The sequence below is a fragment of the Nocardia sp. NPDC101769 genome (genome assembly GCF_044766925.1).
In the GTDB taxonomy this organism is placed as follows: Bacteria; Actinomycetota; Actinomycetes; order Mycobacteriales; family Mycobacteriaceae; genus Nocardia.
In genome coordinates, this window is sequence record NZ_JBIWMX010000017.1 from 32,096 (window position 1) to 46,629 (window position 14,534).

17 protein-coding genes are annotated in these 14,534 nt (G+C 69.0%); 4 read left to right on the forward strand and 13 right to left on the reverse strand.

Features of this window, described 5'->3' with window-relative positions; genetic code table 11:
• Positions 1–28 precede the first annotated feature (28 nt).
• The 8 genes from ACIRRA_RS25160 to ACIRRA_RS25195 form a co-directional block, all read right to left on the reverse strand.
• The gene (locus ACIRRA_RS25160; RefSeq protein ID WP_402772577.1) at positions 29–868 is read right to left on the reverse strand and encodes an ABC transporter permease; all 840 of its coding nucleotides are present in this window, start codon (positions 866–868) and stop codon (positions 29–31) included.
• Complete coding sequence (locus ACIRRA_RS25165; protein ID WP_402772580.1) at positions 865–1,875, reverse strand: ATP-binding cassette domain-containing protein; 1,011 nt, start codon at positions 1,873–1,875, stop codon at positions 865–867. Before ACIRRA_RS25165 ends, ACIRRA_RS25160 begins: the two co-directional genes overlap by 4 nt.
• A 123-nt stretch (positions 1,876–1,998) precedes the next feature.
• Positions 1,999–3,135 carry an o-succinylbenzoate--CoA ligase gene (gene menE, locus ACIRRA_RS25170; protein WP_402772855.1) on the reverse strand — a complete coding sequence of 379 codons (1,137 nt, stop codon included), beginning with the start codon at positions 3,133–3,135 and terminating at the stop codon, positions 1,999–2,001.
• Between the two features lie 109 nt (positions 3,136–3,244).
• Positions 3,245–3,607 carry a DUF3349 domain-containing protein gene (locus ACIRRA_RS25175; RefSeq protein ID WP_402772583.1) on the reverse strand — a complete coding sequence of 121 codons (363 nt, stop codon included), beginning with the start codon at positions 3,605–3,607 and terminating at the stop codon, positions 3,245–3,247.
• Between the two features lie 25 nt (positions 3,608–3,632).
• Complete coding sequence (locus ACIRRA_RS25180) at positions 3,633–3,902, reverse strand: hypothetical protein (RefSeq protein WP_402772586.1); 270 nt, start codon at positions 3,900–3,902, stop codon at positions 3,633–3,635.
• Between the two features lie 9 nt (positions 3,903–3,911).
• A complete protein-coding gene (locus ACIRRA_RS25185; protein WP_402772589.1) occupies positions 3,912–5,129 on the reverse strand; it encodes an anion permease in 1,218 nt (405 codons plus the stop codon).
• 96 nt (positions 5,130–5,225) lie between these two features.
• Positions 5,226–5,615 carry a VOC family protein gene (locus tag ACIRRA_RS25190; RefSeq protein WP_402772592.1) on the reverse strand — a complete coding sequence of 130 codons (390 nt, stop codon included), beginning with the start codon at positions 5,613–5,615 and terminating at the stop codon, positions 5,226–5,228.
• A gap of 128 nt (positions 5,616–5,743) precedes the next feature.
• Positions 5,744–6,637, reverse strand: a complete 894-nt coding sequence (locus ACIRRA_RS25195) for a 1,4-dihydroxy-2-naphthoyl-CoA synthase (protein WP_402772595.1) — start codon at positions 6,635–6,637, stop codon at positions 5,744–5,746.
• A gap of 351 nt (positions 6,638–6,988) precedes the next feature.
• Here ACIRRA_RS25195 and ACIRRA_RS25200 point away from each other — a divergent pair, with 351 nt between their 5' ends.
• Positions 6,989–7,435 (forward strand): DUF6918 family protein, encoded by a 447-nt coding sequence (locus ACIRRA_RS25200; protein ID WP_402772597.1) that lies wholly within the window; start codon positions 6,989–6,991, stop codon positions 7,433–7,435.
• Positions 7,436–7,567: 132 nt separating this feature from the next.
• Here the strand turns inward: ACIRRA_RS25200 and ACIRRA_RS25205 are convergent, their stop codons facing one another.
• Positions 7,568–8,395 carry a siderophore-interacting protein gene (locus tag ACIRRA_RS25205; RefSeq protein WP_402772600.1) on the reverse strand — a complete coding sequence of 276 codons (828 nt, stop codon included), beginning with the start codon at positions 8,393–8,395 and terminating at the stop codon, positions 7,568–7,570.
• Positions 8,396–8,483: 88 nt separating this feature from the next.
• On the opposite strand from ACIRRA_RS25205, the gene menD reads away from it, so the two are divergent.
• Complete coding sequence (gene menD, locus ACIRRA_RS25210) at positions 8,484–10,118, forward strand: 2-succinyl-5-enolpyruvyl-6-hydroxy-3-cyclohexene-1-carboxylic-acid synthase (protein WP_402772603.1); 1,635 nt, start codon at positions 8,484–8,486, stop codon at positions 10,116–10,118.
• Between the two features lie 22 nt (positions 10,119–10,140).
• Here the strand turns inward: menD and ACIRRA_RS25215 are convergent, their stop codons facing one another.
• Positions 10,141–10,368 carry a hypothetical protein gene (locus tag ACIRRA_RS25215; protein WP_402772605.1) on the reverse strand — a complete coding sequence of 76 codons (228 nt, stop codon included), beginning with the start codon at positions 10,366–10,368 and terminating at the stop codon, positions 10,141–10,143.
• 104 nt (positions 10,369–10,472) lie between these two features.
• On the reverse strand, positions 10,473–10,706 hold the full coding sequence (locus ACIRRA_RS25220) for a hypothetical protein (protein ID WP_402772606.1): 234 nt from the start codon (positions 10,704–10,706) through the stop codon (positions 10,473–10,475).
• A gap of 174 nt (positions 10,707–10,880) precedes the next feature.
• Between ACIRRA_RS25220 and ACIRRA_RS25225 the strand changes: the two genes are divergently transcribed.
• Positions 10,881–11,459 carry a TIGR03086 family metal-binding protein gene (locus tag ACIRRA_RS25225; protein ID WP_402772608.1) on the forward strand — a complete coding sequence of 193 codons (579 nt, stop codon included), beginning with the start codon at positions 10,881–10,883 and terminating at the stop codon, positions 11,457–11,459.
• A 54-nt stretch (positions 11,460–11,513) separates the two neighbouring features.
• Here the strand turns inward: ACIRRA_RS25225 and ACIRRA_RS25230 are convergent, their stop codons facing one another.
• Entirely contained in the window at positions 11,514–12,212 is a 699-nt protein-coding gene (locus ACIRRA_RS25230) for a TetR/AcrR family transcriptional regulator (protein WP_402772610.1), read from the reverse strand.
• An 84-nt stretch (positions 12,213–12,296) separates the two neighbouring features.
• Between ACIRRA_RS25230 and ACIRRA_RS25235 the strand changes: the two genes are divergently transcribed.
• On the forward strand, positions 12,297–13,331 hold the full coding sequence (locus ACIRRA_RS25235) for an aldo/keto reductase (protein WP_402772611.1): 1,035 nt from the start codon (positions 12,297–12,299) through the stop codon (positions 13,329–13,331).
• A 4-nt stretch (positions 13,332–13,335) separates the two neighbouring features.
• On the opposite strand, the gene ACIRRA_RS25240 is transcribed toward ACIRRA_RS25235, so the two are convergent.
• On the reverse strand, positions 13,336–14,397 hold the full coding sequence (locus ACIRRA_RS25240; RefSeq protein ID WP_402772613.1) for an alpha/beta hydrolase: 1,062 nt from the start codon (positions 14,395–14,397) through the stop codon (positions 13,336–13,338).
• Positions 14,398–14,534: the final 137 nt, after the last annotated feature.

Sequence of the window (14,534 nt, forward strand, 5' to 3'; positions counted from 1 at the left end):
CGTCCCAACCGCGGGGCGAGCGGCCGCGTCAGGCGCGGCGCATGTACGCCTTCACCGCGAGCGGGGCGAAGATCGCGATCACGACGATGGAGCCGATGATCGAGTACGCCAGGTTGGAGCTGTAGACATTGCTGTTCATCAGCTCTCGGGCCGCATCGACCATGTAGTAGATGGGGTTGGCCTTGTTGAGGCCCTGCAGCCAGCCCGGCATGGTCGACACCGGGGCGAACGCGCCGGACATGAAGGTCAGCGGGAACATGATCATCATGGAGATGCCCTGCACCGCGGGCGCGCTCTTGCCGGTAATGCCGATCAGCGCCCAGATCCAGCTGATCGCGAAGGAGCAGAACACCACCAGCAAACCTGCGACGATCACGCCCGCGAACCCGCCTGCCGGGCGGTAGCCGAGAATCAGGCCCATCACCACCGTCAGCGACCAGGCCAGGCCGTAGCGCACCATGTCCGCGAGCAGCGCGCCCGCCAGCGCCGAAATGCGGGCGATGGGAAGGGATTTGAACCGGTCGAAGACGCCCTTGTCCATATCCTCGCGCAGTTGGGTGCCGGTGACCACCGAGGTCAGCACGACGGTCTGGACGAGGATGCCCGGAATCAGGATGGGCAGGTAGTCGTGCACATTGCCGCCGATCGACCCACCGAAGATGTAGGCGAACAATGCGGTGAAAAGGATCGGCTGAATCGTGACGTCGAACAGCTGCTCCGGATTGTGCTTGATCTTGAGGATGCCGCGGTAGGCCATGGTCAATGAATTGGCCACGGTCTGCCGGAGCGGAATATGGTTGGTCACTTCGGGGATGGGCGCGGCCGTGGCCGCGTGCCGCCCGGTGGGGGCGGGGAGAGTCGTGGTCATGCCGCGCTCCGTTCGGTCTCGTCGGTGTCGGTCTCGGCCGCGTGGCCGGTGAGGGCGAAGAACACCTCGTCCAGGCTCGGCTTGGCGACATTGATCTCGTCGACCCGGATGTCGGCCTCGCGCAACCGGATCAGGACGTCGGTGGTGATGCTGGGATCGGGCAGCGGTGCGGTGATGCGTCCCGCTTCGGGGGTGATGGTGGCCTCGACGGTCCGGCCCGCCGCGCGGGACAGCATCTCGCCCACCAGGTTTCGCGCTTCTTCGATGCGGTCGCGGTCGGTCAGCGTCAGCTGCAGCGCGGACAGCCCGACCGAGGACTTGAGCTCGTCGGAGGTGCCGTCGGCGATGACCTGGCCGTGGTCGATGACCGCGATCCGGTCGGCCAGCTGGTCGGCCTCGTCCAGGTACTGCGTGGTGAGCAGCACGGTCGAGCCCTCGCTCACCAGCCGCCGGATGGTGTCCCACATCTGGGCGCGGGTGCGCGGGTCCAGGCCGGTGGTCGGCTCGTCCAGGAACAGCAGCGGCGGCCGTGCGATCAGGCTGGCAGCCAGATCCAGGCGGCGCCGCATGCCGCCGGAGAAGTTCTCCAGCGCCTTGTCGGCGGCCTCGGTCAGGCCGAATTCCTCGAGCAGCTCGGCCGACTTGCGTCGCGATTCGGTCTTCGACAGGCCCAGCAGCCGCGAGAAGATCACCAGATTCTCGGTGGCCGTGAGCTTTTCGTCGACGGACGCGTACTGGCCGGTGACGCCGATCAGCGACCGCACCGCCGTGGGCTCGGCGACCACGTCGCGGCCGAAGATGCGGGCACTGCCGCCGTCCGGGCGGAGCAGCGTCGCGAGCATGCGGATGGTCGTGGTCTTGCCGGCCCCATTGGGTCCCAGCACGCCGTAGACGGCCCCCCGAGGTACCGCGAGACTCACGCCGTCAACGGCCCGCTGCTCCCCGAAGACCTTGACCAAGCCGTCCGCCTCGATGGCGAGAGTCTCAGCAGGTGTGTAAGAAGTCATGGCTACACCCTGCGGGGACGGCCTTGCACCCCCCTTGCACGGCTATTGCGTGCCCCGCGCAAGAGGTGATCACCGCGGTGCAAGCGGCCATCACCTCTGTGGAAGCGGACCGGCCCGCTCCGCTCAGTGCGTCGAATCCGCCAGCAGCAGCTGTCGCAGTTTGGCACGGTCGGGTTTGCCCGGACCCCGCAGCGGCAGTTCGTCCAGCACGGCCAGTTCGCGCGGGGCCGCGATGGCGTCGAGTTCGGCGACCACGTGGTCGCGCAGTTCGTCGAGGCTCGGTGCGGTGGCGCCCGGGGCCGCAACGATGGCGGCGGCCACGCGCTGGCCGAGGCGGTCGTCGGGCAGGCCCAGCACTACGCACTCGGAGACGGCCGGGTGAGTGATGAGGACGGCCTCGACGACCTGGGGGATGACCAGCAGACCGCCGGTCATGATCGCCTCGTCGAGGCGGCCGGTGATGGTCAGCACCCCATTGTCGAGGTGACCGGCGTCCTCGGTCCGGAACCAGCCGGGTTCGGCGAAGGCGGGGTGGTCGGGGATATTGCGGTAGCCCTTGGCGATGGTGTCGCCGCCGAGCAGCACCCGCCCGTCCTCGATGCGTACCCGGGTGCCCGTCAGCGGTACTCCCTCGTACACGCAGCCGCCGCAGGTCTCACTCATGCCGTAGGTGCGGAACACCTTGATGCCCGCCGCGCGGGCCCGGTCCAGCACCGGCTTGGGGGTGGCCGCGCCGCCGACCAGCACGCCGTCCAGGTCGGCCAGCGCCGCGGCGGCGGTCGGCTCGTCGAGGGCCTTGATCAGCTGGGTCGGGACCAGCGAGGTGTAGCGGCGCGGCCCGCGCATGCCGGCGATCGCGCCGACCAGGGCCTCGGGCAGGAAGCCGCCGGACACGTCCAGCACGGTGGGCTCGGTGCCGGCCAGAATGCTGCGCAGCAGCACCTGGATGCCCGCGATGTGGTGGGTCGGCAGGGCCAGCAGCCACTGTCCGGGCCCGCCCAGGCGCTCGTGGGTGGCATCGCCGCTGGCCCGCAGATTGGCCGCGGTGAGCATGGCGCCCTTGGGGTTTCCGGTGGTGCCGGAGGTGGTGACCACCAGGGCCACGTCGTCGTCGATCTCCTCGCCGGGGCGCAGGCTTCCGCTCAGGCGCTGGGCCTCGCGGCGGTCGGCGGTGGGAACCGGAAGCCAGGCCGGGCCGTTGCCCTCCAAGGCTTCTCGCAGATGCGGCAATACATCGCCCACCGCTGCGCCGGTGGGCATGGGGAGGATTCGGAGGGTATTGCTCACGTTCGCGATCGTGTCATTCCGTGGGGTGGCGGCGCGCGCTGGGGTCGGCGGCCGGATGTCGATGCTGCAGGGTCTCGTGCGGTCAGTCGGACGTCGGTGTCGCCAGCGGCCACCCACCGGCTGCGAGCCTGGAGGCCACCCGAGCGATATCGTCCTCGCCGGGCTGCTCCTTGGCAACTCGGGCAATCGCGGCCTCGATGTCGGCGCGCTCGATATCGGAGGCGGCCACCCGCTCGCGGATCAGTTCCTCCACCACCAGGTGCACCTCGTAATCGGTGAGCCGCCGGTGCAGGACCGCGAGCAGCGCCACATAGTCGGACTGCGGAATGCCCTGTGGGTATCCGGCTTTCAGCCAGTCCAGCACCTTCCGCAGGACGTTCTGCCGCGGCGGCGGGGTGCGGGCAGGGTCGGGGGCCGCCTGGTTCGTTCGTTCGGGGGTGCTCACGAGCGTGCCTTTCGATCAGGCGGCGTCACGCGCCGAGCAGGTGAATTCCGAGTCGGGAGGCCAGGAAGCCGCGTGCGATGAAGAGCACACCGGCGACCACCGTGATCATGACCACCGCGAAGCAGATCAGGGACGCGGCCAGCGCGGCGGTCCGGGTGGCTCCGGTCGCACCGTCGTCGACCTGGGAGCGGAAGCGAATGCCGACGGCGAACACGGTCGGCAGCCCGGCCCCGAAGATCAAGGCGGCCAGCATGACTCGCCACAGGTCGGAGAGGTTGTGCAGCAGGGTGTGCATCGCGGTCTCCTAGCCGATGCCGACGGTGTCGTCATTGCGGGTAGCAGCGGGGGCGGCACTTCGACCGTTCGCGGTGGCCGGGTCGGCCGTGCCACCCCACTCCTCGGTGACGTTGTGCGAGTTGACCACCGCGCGCTTGGACCGCAACCAGATGAACGCGGCCATGGCGATCAGCAGCGCCAGCACCACCAGCACGCCGGCCGTGCCGCCGAGGCCGTGCAGGATGGCCCAGCAGATCGAGCCCGCCACACCGGCCAGCGGCAGGGTCAGCACCCAGGCCACCACCATGCGGCCGAGCACGCCCCAGCGCACCTCCGCGCCCGGGCGTCCGATGCCGGAACCGAGGATGGATCCGGTGACCACCTGGGTGGTGGACAGCGGCAGGCCGAAGTGGGCCGAGGTGAGAATGATCGCCGCACTGGTGGATTCGGCGGCGAAGCCCTGCGGCGGCACGATGTCGACCAGGCCCTTGCCCAGGGTGCGAATGATGCGCCAGCCGCCGAGGCAGGTGCCGGCGGCCATGGCGATGGCGCAGGACACGATGACCCACAGCGGCAGCGGATCGCTGGCCTTGGCCGAGCCGTGCGCGATGAGCGCCAGGAAGATGATGCCCATGGTCTTCTGCGCGTCATTGGTGCCGTGCGCCAGCGAGACCAGGGAGGCGGTGCCGATCTGTCCCCAGCGGAAGCCGCGGGTGACGGTCTTCTCGTTGCTGCCGCGGGTGATCCGGTACACCACCCACGAGGCGATGGAGGCCACCAGCGCCGCCACGATCGGGGAGAGCACGGCCGGGATGATGATCTTGGCGAGCACACCCTTGCTGCCCGCCGTCCAGATCACCCCGTGCAGGCCCAGTGCCGCGATGGTCGAGCCGATGAGGCCACCGAACAGGGCGTGCGAGGAACTCGACGGCAAACCTAACAACCAGGTGAACAGATTCCACAGAATGCCGCCGACCAGTCCGGCGAAGACGATGTCCAGCAGAGCGCGGCCGCTCACCTCCGACAGGTCGACGATGCCCTCGGCGACCGTCGCGGCGACGGCGACGCTGAGGAACGCACCGACCAGATTCAGTGCTCCGGACAGGAGTACGGCGGTACGCGGGGCGAGGGCACCGGTGGCGATGGAGGTGGCCATCGCGTTCGCGGTGTCGTGAAATCCGTTTGTGAAGTCGAATGCCAAGGCTGTGCAAACAACGATCAGCAGAACGAGCAGTTCGGCAGACACGCCGACCAGTCTGCGTCATGCTCTTTACGCTCCGTTAACCGGTGCCCCCGGACGCATTTCACAGTTACCGCCGTGCTAAGGGGCGTTCCGCTGTGCTCAGTCGCCTCGGATGTCGCGCCGGAGCGGGTGATTCGCCGGCACCTCCACGAGCACCAGCGGCGTCCCCTCGGGATCGCGGATCCACATCTCGATCAATCCCCACGGTTCGCGCTCGGGCGCTCGGTCGATGAGCACCCCGCGCAGCGCGAGTTCCGCGGCGGCGTCGTCGCAGTCGCGCACCTGCAGCCAGATGGCTCCGGCGAACCCGCTCGGAGCACCGTCCGCGCGCCCGTGCCCGGCCACCTCGATCAGTGACTGCCCCGCGAAGAAGACCGTCCCACCCGGATACTCGCGGGCAATGGCCAGCTCCAGCGCGTCGCGATAGAACTCCACCGTCCGCTCGTAGTCGCGCGGCCGCAGGATTACCCGACTGCTCAGTATCTCCATGGGTGCAGCATGACAGCTTGCTGTTTGCTGTGGTCCGGGTTCGGCGTGGCACTTCCTGGGGGTCGGAGGCGGCGGCCCCGAATTCTCGCTGGGCTTCCGGGGGCGTAGCCCCTGAGAGTCAGGTCAGTTCAGAAGTACCAGGGGTAGGGTTTCCAGTCGGGCTCGCGCTTGTCGAGGAAGGCGTCGCGGCCCTCGACCGCTTCGTCGGTCATGTAGGCCAGGCGGGTCGCTTCACCGGCGAAGAGTTGCTGGCCGACCAGTCCGTCGTCGGTGAGATTGAACGCGTACTTCAGCATCCGGATGGCCTGCGGCGACTTGCCGAGAATCTCGGCGGTCCACTCCAGCGCGACGTCCTCGAGCTGCTCGTGATCCACGACCGCGTTGACCGCACCCATCTGGTGCATTTCCTGCGCGGTGTAGGGCCGCCCCAGGAAGAAGATCTCGCGAGCGAACTTCTGGCCCACCATCTTCGCGAGGTAGGCACTGCCGTATCCGGCGTCGAAGCTGCCCACGTCGGCGTCGGTCTGCTTGAACCGCGCGTGCTCGCGCGAGGCCAGGGTGAGGTCGCAGGTGACGTGCAGGCTGTGCCCGCCGCCCGCCGCCCAGCCGTTGACCAGCGCGATGACCACCTTGGGCATGAAACGGATGAGCCGCTGCACCTCGAGAATGTGCAGTCGCCCGGCGCGCGCCACATCCACGGTGTCAGCGGTGTCGCCCGAGGCGTACTGGTAGCCGCTGCGCCCGCGGATGCGCTGATCGCCGCCGGAGCAGAAGGCCCAGCCGCCGTCCCTGGGACTGGGGCCGTTCCCGGTGAGCAGCACCGCACCGACGTCGGGGCTCATACGGGCATGGTCGAGAGCGCGATACAACTCGTCGACAGTGTGCGGCCGGAAGGCATTGCGTACCTCGGGGCGATCGAAGGCGATCCGTACCGTGCCCTGCTCGACGTGCCGGTGGTACGTGATATCGGTGAGGTTCTCGAATCCCGGGACGGGCCGCCACAGCGTCGCATTGAAGGTCACGGGAGTGAACATACTGTTCCGGTTCCCGGCGTGGTGAAGGCCCACCGCAGTTCGGCGCGGTGTTTTGCGCGTCACCCCGGAGTACCGGCAGCGGAATTCGGCCATCCGACAAGCGCGCTGATTGTTAGCGGGCGGGGTTGTCCGAAGCTCGGCCGGACGCTGGCTATCGGTACCGAGAGAACTCCGACCGATCGGTAACCGAAAGTGAAACGCTGCCAATCGATTGCGGAGGGCTTACAGTGCTGTTGCTGCTGAGGCAGTAGCAGCGCATTGGCATCGTGTGTGCGGGGACACCGGTGCGTATAGTTGCGTGCGCTCGTTCATCGAAAATCTATCCGGAGGAACCTGAAAGTGGTTGCAGCACTGTCTGAATCCCTGCTCGATGACGCCAAGCGTCCGGCCTTCATCGCCGACGCGGAGAAGGTCCTTGACGAGGAGGTGTCGGACAAGGGCGGCGCGTCGGGCCTCGTCGTCAAGGGCGGCTACGCCGCGATCAAGAAGGTCAGCCCCTCGATTGTGAGTGACGCGCTGGAGTCCTTCGCGCCCAAGTTCGTCGAGCAGCTGGAGCCGTTCTGGGTGGAGTACAAGAACGGTGGCGCCGGGTCGTTCGCCGATCTGCTGGTCTCCAAGCAGGACGAGGTGGCCGACGCGCTGCTGTCGGTGACCGACGCGCGGGCCGAGGCGTCTTCGCGCCCGGCGCTGACCAAGGTCTACAACTCCATGCGCTCGTCGGCGAAGAAGCATGTCGCCGAGGCCCTTCCGCGCCTGGGTGACCTGGTCCAGAAGCACGCTGGTTAATCAAGAGCGACCGGTTCGCGGCCCGGCGAGGGGCCGCGAACAGTCATGGTCCGCGGCGCTGCCGCACGTGGACAGCGAATGCCCGCCGAGGTGGTTCGGGGGCACTCGCCTTCTTCCGGCCGGTGAGCCGGTTCAGCCCTGGGACCTGCCCACCCGCCAGTAGCCGGTGAAAGTGATGTCCGCCTTGGGGATTTCGCGCTCCTGTGCCAGCTGCCGCCGCACTCCCGCGGCCAGCTTCTGCTCGCCCGCGACGAAGGCGTAGACGCCCGCACCCGGCAGGTCCGCCCCGCGCACGGCGTCCGCCGCCAGTGCGCCGATCTCGCCGTGCGGATCCGTGCGGACCAGCCAGTTCACCTGTACGCCTTCGGGTTCGCCCAGTTCCTGCCGGTCCTCGGCGGATGGAAGCTCGAGATACGCCGCGCCCCTGGCGTCCCGTGGCAGCGATCGCAGCACGCCCGCGATCCCGGGTAGCGCGCTCTCGTCACCCACCAGCAGTGTCCAATCGCTGTGGTCGGGAGCCTGATACGTGATGCCCTCGTCCAGCAGGCCGACCTGGCAGCCGGGCGTGGCGCTGTTCGCCCACGCGGAGGCGGGGCTGTCGTCACCGTGTGAGACGAAATCGATGTCGATCTCGGCCGTGCTGCCGAACTCCCCGAAACCGGCCGCTCGGTAATCCCGCACCGTGTAGTTGCGCGCCAGCGGACGGTGTTCCTTGCCCATCATCAGGTACTGCGCGAACCAGCCGAGGTTGCTCGCGGAGGTGGGCAGGCGCAGGTTGCCGTCGCGTCCGGGCATGAACAGCCGGAACCACTGGTCGTAGCCCATTGCGGCGAATCCCGCCAGGCCCGGGCCGCCGAGGGTGACGCGGACGAAATGGGGGCTGATCCGTTTGCTGGCCAGGACCTCCGCGGTGAGGATCTCACGGTGCTCGGGCTTGACATGCTTGCTGCGCTTCGCCATTGAATTAGGTTAGCAAACCCTAACTTGCTGGCACGGGTGTGAGCGGGCCGACGCAGCACGGCAGGCCGCTGTCTGAGAGGCTGGAGGCGTGAATCCTTCGACAGCCCAGGCGCACGTCGTCGTCGACGAGCTCGCGCGTGGCGGAGTGCGGGATGTCGTCCTGTGCCCCGGATCGCGAAATGCGCCGCTGGCCTTCGCGTTACAGGCGGCCGACCAGGCCGGGCGGATCCGGCTGCACATGCGCATCGACGAGCGTTCCGCGGGCTTCCTGGCCGTCGGCCTGGCTGCCGCCAGTGGCCGCGCGGTGCCTGTCGTCATGACCTCCGGCACCGCCGTGGCCAATCTGGGCCCGGCCGTCCTCGAGGCCAACTACGCCCGCATCCCGCTGATCGTGCTGAGCGCGAACCGCCCGTACGAGATGCTCGGCACCGGGGCGAACCAGACCGTCGAGCAGTTCGGCCTCTTCGGCAGCCAGGTCCGCGCCGCCATCAGCCTGGGGCTGGCCGAGACCGAGCCCGGCGACGATCTGTACTCGAAGCAGAACAGCGTGTGGCGCTCCGCAGTCTGCCGCGTGCTGGCCGCCGCCCGCGGCACCCGCTCCGGCAATGCCGGGCCGGTGCACTTCGACATTCCGCTGCGCGAACCGCTGGTGCCGGACCTGGCCGCCGGTGACCCGCTGCCCCCGGGCCGGCAAGACGAAGAGCCCTGGACGGCAACGCAATACGCGACCCTCGATGTCCCGCTGGACATCGATCTGACCCCGGACACCGTGGTCATCTCCGGTCACGGCGCGGGCCATCGCCCCGAACTCGCGGCCCTGCCCACGGTCGCCGAACCCACCGCGCCCATGCACGGCCCGGCGCTGCATCCGCTGGCACTGCCACTGCTGCGGCCCCGGCAGGCCATCATCACCGGCCGGCCCACGCTGCACCGGCAGGTGTCGCGGGTGCTGTCGGACCCGGAGATCACCGTGTACGCGCTGACCACCGGCCCGCGCTGGCCCGATGTGTCCGGCAATGTGGTGGGCACCGGCACCCGCGCGGTCACCCACGGCGCGCCGCGGGCGGAGTGGCTGGAGCTGTGCCGGGATCTGAACGAGAAGGCCGTCACCGTGGTGCGCGCGGAGCTGGCCGGACACCCGAAGCCGACGGGTCTGCATGTCGCGGCCGTGGTGATGGACACCCTGCACGACGGCGACCAGCTGCTGCTCGGCGCCTCGAACCCGGTCCGCGACGCCGCGCTGGTCTCCCAGCCGCGGCCCGGCGTCCGGGTGCTGTCCAACCGCGGCGTGGCCGGCATCGACGGCACCGTCTCGGCGGCGGTCGGCGCGGCCCTCACCCATCCGGGCCGCACCGTCGCGCTCATGGGCGACCTCACCTTCCTGCACGACGCGTCCGGCCTGCTCATCGGCCCGGGCGAGCCGCGGCCGGAGGACCTCACCATCGTGGTCGCCAATGACGACGGCGGCGGCATCTTCGAACTGCTCGAGCAGGGCGACCCGCAGTACGCGGGTGTATTCGAGCGGGTCTTCGGCACCCCTCACGGCATGGATCTGGCCGCGCTGTGCGCCGCCTACCGGATTCCGCACCGGCAGGTCGATCCGGCGGAGCTGGCCGTCGAACTGACCAGCAACGCGCACGGGATGCGCGTGCTGGAGGTCGCCACCGAGCGGTCGAGCCTGCGAGAGCTGCACGCGACGGTGCGGGCGGGCGTATCGAATTAGGTTGGACGCGAACGGCCTCGGGTCAGTACCTGCTGCCGGCCTCGTCGTCGTAGTCGTCGTCCAGGGGCACGGGGATCGCCTGTTCGACGAGGTCCCCTTCGGAGGCGGTCCAGCCATTGTCGTCGGCGGGCAGCGATGTGATCTCGGAATCCGATTCCGGCGTTTCGGAGTTCACCTCGTCCGCCGCATAGGCGGGAGTGCTCTGCTCTACGTAGTCGGCCTCGGGCACTGCGTCGATGCGATCGATCATCGCTGGCTCCTCTCTGCCGAGGTGGGCGGCCGTGCAGCCGGGCACCTTCGAGCATCCCCCTGTTCCACCCCGGTCGGCAACCGTCCGGCAGCACTCGCCAGGCCTCACTCGCCCGGCAATGCCGCGTCCTCGGCGGGGTATTCGACCAGGGCCAGCACCCGGCCCGCCATGAACCGGGCGGTGCGGACAGAGCTGCCGGTTCGTGTCACCTCGCTGACCTCCACGATTCCCCGCGCGATGCGGGTCTCGATGCGGCGGCCCGCTCTGGTGGCAATGATTTCGTAGTTCCGAGATCCGTCGCCGGTGTCGACGACGATCTCCACGCGATCACCTTTCATCTATCAATTCTCCTCCCTACCAGCGTCTTTCGCCGCCGATACGGCCTAACGAACCGGTTGCGACGTCGCGCTGCAAGCACATTCCGGGCCACCGCGATGAATTCCGCAGCCCCGCCCCGTCCTTATCGGTGACCGGGCCGCACCGGGTGGTTCGGCATGTCCCCGGGAGGAACCATGACAGCTCCGGCATTCGATCTGGAGGCCGCCGCGGGTGCGGTGGAGGCGGTCGTCGCCGCCATCTCCGAGGCCGACTTCGACCGCCGCACACCGTCCGAGATCACCGTGCGCGACATGCTCGTTCACGTGGTGGGCTTCACCGAGGCCTTCCGGCAGGGCGCCACCAAGGAGATGATCGGCCGCTCCCAGCCGCCGGCGCCCGGGGCCGGGACGCTGCCCGAGGATTGGCGCGACCGGATTTCCGTGCAACTGAAGGCCCTGGTGGCCGCCTGGCGCGAGCCGGCGGCCTGGTCCGGCGAGACCGAGGTGGGCGGGGTGCTCGGTCCCGCGCAGCAGATGGCCATGTTCGCCCTGGACGAATTGGTGATCCACGGCTGGGATCTGGCCCGTGCGACCGGGCAGTCCTACGATCCTTCCCCGGCCGATCTGGCCGTGCTGCTCGGCATGCTGCGCGATACGCCCCGCGAGGGGATTCCGGGGCTCTTCGGTCCCGTCGTCGACATTCCTGCGGAGGCTCCGCTGTTCGATCGCGTGCTCGGGCTGACGGGCCGCGATCCGTCCTGGACCCGGGACTGATCCGCGCCTCGGGGCGCGGCCCGCGGGCGCGGCGAGGGGTGGCGCGCGCGGGCCTCAGGTCGCGGGCGTCCGCGGGGCCCGGTGCGCGGATGTCGCTGCGCCGGAGACGAATACGCCCTGTTCCGCGGCGACTGCGGCGGCCGTCGCCGCCGTGCTGATCGCCGCCTCGTCGACCGGATCGCCGCTGACCAGCAGGCGGTAGTAGAGCGGGGCCGAGACGGCGGAAAGCACTGCGCGCGGATCGGTTCCGGGTGGGACCTCGCCGCGCGCGACGGCCGCCTCGACGCAGGGGGACCATTCGGTCAGCCGGGTGTCGTAGAAGGCGCGCAGGGCCGCGGCGGCGGTGTCGTCGCTGGTGGCGGCGGCGATGACGGCCCGGAAGAGGCGGCCCTGCCGGGCATCGGTGAGCGTCTTCCCGACCAGCCGCGCATTGGCGAGCAGGTCCCCGCGCAGGCTGCCGGTATCGCTGTGGGGGAGTGAGGTTTCGGCCATGTCGGCCAGCAGGTCGGCGACCAGTCCCGCCGGGGTGCGCCAGCGGCGGTAGACGGTGGTCTTGCCGACCTCGGCGTGCGCGGCCACCTCGGCCAGATCGAGGGTGGCGAAGCCGCGGTCGGCGAGCAGGTCACCGGCGGCGCGCAGCACGGACTCGCGGATGCGGGCGGTGCGCCCGCCCGGGCGGACCGAGCCGGGGGTCGGGTCGGCATGGTCCGCTGTGGGCGTCTCGCGGCCCTCTGCGCGGGTGTCGCGGCTCATAACGGTTCTCCAGTTCCATTTGTGGCGAGACGAGTGTAGCGTCGGGCGAGTTAATGAAACTGCAGTTCCGTTAGGAGTATGGTCATGGAATACCGTCGGCTCGGTGCCTCGGGTCTGCTGGTTCCGGCATTGAGCTTCGGTGCGGGCACCTTCGGCGGCCGCGGCGAACTCTTCTCCGCCTGGGGTGATACCGACGCCCGGCAGGCCCGTCGCCTGGTGGACATCAGCCTGGACGCGGGCGTCACCCTGTTCGACACCGCCGACGTCTACTCCGACGGCGCCTCGGAAGAGGTGCTGGGCGAGGCGATCCGGGGCCGCCGCGATCAGCTGCTGCTCTCCACCAAGGCCTCGTTGCCCACCGGTCCCGGCCCGTCCGACGCCGGATCCGGTCGCGCCCGGCTGGTCTCGGCGGTCGAGGGCTCACTGAGGCGGCTCGGCACCGATCGCCTCGACCTGTTCCAGCTGCACGCCTTCGACGCGGGCACGCCGGTCGAGGAGGTGCTGGCGGCGCTCGACGAGCTGGTGCGCTCCGGCAAGATCCGCTATGTCGGCGCCTCCAATTTCGCGGGCTGGCAGCTCATGAAATCCCTTGCCGCCGCGGACCGGTACGGCTTCCCGCGTTATGTCGCGCACCAGGTCTACTACTCGTTGGTCGGCCGTGATTACGAGTGGGAACTGATGCCGCTCGGCCTGGATCAAGGGGTGAGCGCGGTGGTCTGGAGTCCGCTCGGCTGGGGCCGTCTCACCGGCAGAATCCGTCGCGGACAACCGCTTCCGGCCGGCAGCCGCCTGCACACCACGGCCGAGGCGGGCCCGCCGGTGCGCGACGAACTGCTCTACGACGTCGTGGACGTCCTCGACGAGATCGCCGCCGAAACCGGTCGCACGGTCCCGCAGATCGCCCTGAACTGGTTGCTGCGCCGGCCGAGCGTGGCCACGGTCATCGTGGGCGCGCGCAATGAGGAACAGCTGCGCCAGAATCTCGGAGCGGTCGGCTGGAGTCTCGACGCCGACCAGCTCGCCCGGCTGGACAAGGCGAGCGCGGTGACCCCGCCCTATCCCTACTACCCGTACTACCGGCTCCCGGACTTTGCCCGGCTCAATCCGCCGGCGGTGTAAGGGTTCACGGGTTCGGGAAGAGTCCCTGCGCGAGCACCGGCCAGGAGGTCTTCAGGTCGTCCTGCCAGTAACCCCAGATATGGGTGCCGCTGCCGCGGAACTCGAATGTCGCCGGAATGTTCAGGGATTCCAGGCGTTTCTGCAGAATCGCCGTGGACAGTTCGCAATTCGCTTCGATGAGGGAGCCCAGTGCCACGGTCTTGGGAGTGTCCGCGGGCGCTTCCATCCGGCCGCGCGCACCGGGCATGTCGAAGGCGCCCGGAATGCCGTTGCCGGTGGAGATGAAAAGGTTGGTGCCGCGCAGTTTCTCGGCATTGAGGGTGGGGTCGTTGGCCACCCACAGTGGTCCGCCCTCGGGGCCCCACATGTTCTCGACCTTGCCGCCGCCGTAGAGCTCGGTGACCATCTTGATGGCTTCCCGGGCCATCGGCGTGATGGTCTGGAAGAAGCCGCTGTACACGGCCGCGCTACGGAACAGCCCGGGATTGAAGATCACCGAATTCAGTACGGGCAGACCGGCCATCGAGATGCCGGCGATGGCATTGTTGCCACTGCTGGTCAGTGCGGCCGTCATCAATGGCGGCAATTCCTTGCCCAGGTAGGTCGACCATTTGTTGACCCCCAGCGCGCGGTCGGGCTGGAGCCAGTCGGTGTACCAGCTGAATCTGCCGCCGATGATCTGCACGACATTGATGTTCTTGTCGCTCAGGAAATCCAGTGCGTCGGTGCGCAATTGCCAGGTGGCGGCGTCCTCGCCGCCGCCGGCGCCATTGAGGAGGTAGAGGGTGGGGCGCGGCTCGGAGGCATCCGCCGGGCGCAGCACGTCGACCGGGAAGGTCTGGTTCATGGCGGCGGAGTAGACGGTGAAGGTGACGTGGCGGTCGTCGGTGACGGCCACGCTCTTGATGAAGGAGCCGTCGTCGGTCTTCATGTCCGGGACCGAGACGCCGGGTGCGGTGGGATCGTCCGCAACGGCGGGTACGGGGCCCGACAAGCCCAGTGCGGCGACGGTCGCGAGCACCGCCACCGTCAATCGTCCGGTGGCTCGACTGGTACGACGGTTCAAGGCACCTGCCCTCAGCGTTCCTGGCAACCGCCCCGGTGACGGCCCGCCCATCCACATGAGCCTGGACAGGCGAGTTACAAATACCACAGTTTCACATTTGTGGAGGCCGGAATCGGCGGACCGATGCCGCGGCGGGC